This window comes from Borrelia persica No12, from assembly GCF_000500045.1.
GTDB lineage: Bacteria > Spirochaetota > Spirochaetia > Borreliales > Borreliaceae > Borrelia > Borrelia persica.
This window is the reverse complement of record NZ_AYOT01000037.1, coordinates 1-3943: the sequence shown is the minus strand read 5'-3', so window position 1 is coordinate 3943 and position 3943 is coordinate 1. Positions and strand designations below refer to the sequence as shown.

General features: G+C 30.2%; 5 protein-coding genes and 1 pseudogene. 1 reads left to right on the top strand and 5 read right to left on the bottom strand.

From position 1 onward, the window contains the following. The 5 genes and pseudogenes from U881_RS0100745 to U881_RS0100725 all read right to left on the bottom strand — a co-directional run. Positions 1-1253: pseudogene (locus tag U881_RS0100745) on the bottom strand (right-handed parallel beta-helix repeat-containing protein); the annotation flags it as partial. 9 nt (positions 1254-1262) lie between these two features. Beyond that, positions 1263-1649, bottom strand: a complete 387-nt coding sequence (locus U881_RS0100740) for a BBA14 family lipoprotein (protein ID WP_024652949.1) — start codon at positions 1647-1649, stop codon at positions 1263-1265. A gap of 18 nt (positions 1650-1667) precedes the next feature. Then, positions 1668-2027 (bottom strand): hypothetical protein, encoded by a 360-nt coding sequence (locus U881_RS0100735; protein ID WP_024652948.1) that lies wholly within the window; start codon positions 2025-2027, stop codon positions 1668-1670. 44 nt (positions 2028-2071) lie between these two features. Beyond that, positions 2072-2767, bottom strand: coding sequence for a DUF261 family protein (locus U881_RS0100730; protein ID WP_084538399.1), 696 nt, complete (start codon positions 2765-2767; stop codon positions 2072-2074). Further along, on the bottom strand, positions 2754-3125 hold the full coding sequence (locus tag U881_RS0100725) for a hypothetical protein (protein ID WP_024652946.1): 372 nt from the start codon (positions 3123-3125) through the stop codon (positions 2754-2756). The genes U881_RS0100730 and U881_RS0100725 overlap by 14 nt, the downstream gene beginning before the upstream one ends. A 394-nt stretch (positions 3126-3519) precedes the next feature. On the opposite strand from U881_RS0100725, the gene U881_RS0100720 reads away from it, so the two are divergent. Then, positions 3520-3708 (top strand): hypothetical protein, encoded by a 189-nt coding sequence (locus U881_RS0100720; RefSeq protein WP_024652945.1) that lies wholly within the window; start codon positions 3520-3522, stop codon positions 3706-3708. Positions 3709-3943 lie beyond the last annotated feature (235 nt).

Here is a 3943-nt window from a genome sequence, read left to right as displayed (position 1 = left end):
AAGCGAGTTTCTAGATTATGAGTCGAAATTATTGCCAAATGTTCATTGAGTGCATAATGATCATGCCATACTTCTTTACGCTCAAAATCCCACTTGTATGTGGTATCAAACCATTTAGGATCATATTCTTGATAAACAACACTACCTATCTTATCTGCAAAATCAGGATACACTACTCCTTTTTGCAATACTCCAACATATAAACTACTCCCAGAACCCTGAACACTGATTGGAGCTGAATACAGAGGACGCTTATTTGCAATAGACTCAGCTTTGCTCTGAAACTTACCTTCTCGCCAAATAACCCTGTTTGAATCATAACTACTGGAACTACTCTTTGATAATATATAACTTGTAGCATCGATAGAACAAACCTTTAGATCTTTATTGATAACTTCACTCTTCCATATAGGTAAAATCCTCAACTTTCCATCACCCGTAAATGTATATGCATATCCAAACTCATATAGAAGTGCCGATAAAATTGTCTGCAAATCTTCACCATCATCAATAATTACAGCAGGCACTTTTGCCAAAATACTTTCAGATCCATTATCATCAATCAAATCTTTAAGTTTAGTCTTTTCTATCATTAAATGAACTATAGATTGTTCCTTAATCAATGGATTATACACGTATAGCCAATCAGGATTATAATTTACAGGAAACTGAACAGGCTTTTCAAAAACCACCTCCAAAAGTTTAGAAAAATCATTCACAGTAAAACTCATACTTTTAGTTGAGTCTAAAATCTCTCGATTGAAAAACTTTTCTAAAATACCTTTGAATAACGGCTTCTTACCTTCACTTACGTTTACATAAACATCTTCTTTCCTAAAAAATAGAAAATCTAAAAATTCATCCGAAAGTCCATTTGCCTCAAACGAAAAACTGCTTGACGCTGTTTTTAGAGTTGGATCTACGATTTTTAAATCTAGTGAAAGACTAGATATATCAGTGTAAGGCGTTAAATCAAAGAATTGACCCTCATCAGTGAAAAAAATAATACTAATATTACAACATTCACAAGAATCATTCTCTTCATGGGCATTTTCTGTATCTGTTTCATTACTCTCTACAACTTCAGTATCAGAAGATATTAATCCATGTTCACCAGTTGTAGAAATTTCTTCGCTAACTAATATCTGAGATGAATCAACAGAAGAAGGAGAAGTATTTTGAAGATTCACTAAATCTTCAGATTCTCCTTTTTCTAAAATCTCTTCAATCTCACCTTCTTGTTCCAAATCCACCCTTGTCCCTTATTCCTTCAAAGACACTTGGGTATACTTACGGTATATTGCAATAGCAATAGGTTTTACTTTCGCTATATACCTTTGATAATAAGCTATCCTCATCTTAATACCCTCTTCTCCAGCATCACCTTGAAATGCAGGATCTAAGGTCTCAAATACAGGAAAGCCATCCTGTTTGTAGTAAGTCTCAACATAATGCTTAGCATGAATAAGCCACATATTAAGACTCAATGCATACTGAAATAATACAGACTCATCACGCGCCAAACTTAAAAGATCAGTTTTACCTGTCAGAACAGGCTCTTTTGGGAGACTTGCAACTCCTTTACAAGAAAGTAATAAAAAAACCAAACACAAAAACACATAATAATTTTTCAAAATAGATCGTTTCATTAATTAACCACCTCTGTATTAATACTCCTTTTTCATTTGATTTAATATCTCTTTAGCCACTTGACCTCTAAGTTGGATAAGTTTGTCATAATCATCCCAATTCTCACCATCTTCTAAAGCCTCGCAAGCATCAATGGCTAAATCTACAGCTCCCTTAAGTCTGGAATTAATTATCTCAATTGCACGCTTGTCTTCATTTTGCTTTACAATCTTATCCTTGATTAAACAAATGAAACTCAAAATCGAACTCGCTAGCACAATGCCTTCTCGCGCAACATTAACATTAGATTCCTCTACAAAATCACCAAAACCCTGTAGTAAAAAATCTTTTGCGGTAACTGTATCCAAAAGCTTATTTATATTCTTAATAACACTCAAACGAAACCTCCACAAATATACTTTTTCTAAAATGACAAAAATCCTTACGCACTCGCAAATTGCTCATGGTAAAGAGAAAGTCTTTTTCTTATATCACTTACAAGAGACGAATCAATAATTTTGAATACTCTCAATGACTTAAGCACTCCATTATTTACAGCTCTAGAATTACCAAGTGAATCCCAAATAACAGAACGTAAATCATTATCAACAATCACAAAATGATAAAAATCACTCTCACTATCTTTATACTTCCCTACCAAAATATCACGACTATCAGGCTCATAATTTGCAGGCTCACAATGTACATTAATATAATGAATATCATCACTAACACCCAGATTCTTCAATATAAGATTTGGATCGAGAACATATGAATTAGCATCTTTCAAACAACCAGAATTTGCCAAGCTCTTAAAGAGCAAATCAATTTCAAACACATCAAAATACTTCTCAACCTTATCTTTAATTTCCTTTACAACAAACGCAATGAACAAAATACACAAAAAGTAACATCCAAACTTACAAACAACAATATTGTGGTTCCTAAAATTATGTTGAAATGGAACTACCAATCTGTGCTTTTCAATTTCTATTACTTTCTCAGAAACACTATAAGATGGGTCTTTTAAAGACACAGCTCCCTCTAGCAATTCTGACTTATATTTTTTAATAAAATAATCTTTCAAAGTTTTATAAGCAAACTCATAAATAAAAATGCAAAATTTACTTCTTATCATTTGATTCTCCAAAATGCTTTAGCGATAAAAAGCATTTCTCTATTTCTTCTTTAAGTGCACTTTTGATTTTTACTCTCTCTTTAAGTAAAAGAGACTCTAATTCCATAATCATTTCTTTACTTTCAGTATTCAATTTATCAATGTCTTTTTTAATATCCTCTCTCAAGAAGATCTTTAAGGCCTCAAACTCATTTTTAAATCTATTTTCAGACTCAATTCGTAGTTCTTCTAAAACTTCTCTTTTAAACTCAGATAAAAACCCTTTGAAGGCATATGTACCAATGCCTGAAATACAAATAACTACCGCTGTTGCAACAGTACCAATAATATTAAGTTGTTTCCTTAGACCACCAGACACTCAAATCCCCTCCTCTAAGCCCTCAAAATGACAAACAAGAATACTTTACTCTTATCAACCTTTGCCATAAAACTTAATAAAAGCAAAGTATATTGCCCATATATATACAAAAAAGTATTATACAAAATAATAATTAAAAGAAAGATACAAAAAAAAGATAAAAAAGTCAATCTAATCTATTATTGTAATTAATAATATTAAATATATAACTATAAAATGACCGAAAAAACAAATTTAAAGAGATTTAATACAAAAAAATCGATTATAATTGTATATAATCGATTTTTTTTATAAAAAATATAATATTTTGATTATTTAAATAATAATACTTATAATAAAGTATATAAATAATTCAAACGAAAGGAAAAAAATCATATACAAAAAGGAGTATTATATGAAAATAATAGGAGAAATAAAATTATACAAAGTTGGAGAAGTATCAAAAATTTTAGAAGAAAAATTCAACTATAAAATATGCCCACAAAATGTTTGTAGAAAAGCATCAATTTTGAATGCATATATCAAGTATAATGGTGTAAATTACCTTTCAGAGAACACAATCTGTTATTTCAACATAGATTAAAAAAAAAAAGAAATAAAATCAAATGCTATAATAAATGTTCAAAAAAAACTAGAAAAGATAAAAAAAGATCTAACAATATATGAAAACAAACAGAAAATATCACCATTTGTAGCGATCAAGAAAATCAAAAGCAACAATGTCAACACAGCCACAATTATTCAAGCACTCTTGCAGGCAAATAGGAAAATAACAAAGTTAAACAAACAAACACAAGAAGAAATACAAAATATAAAAG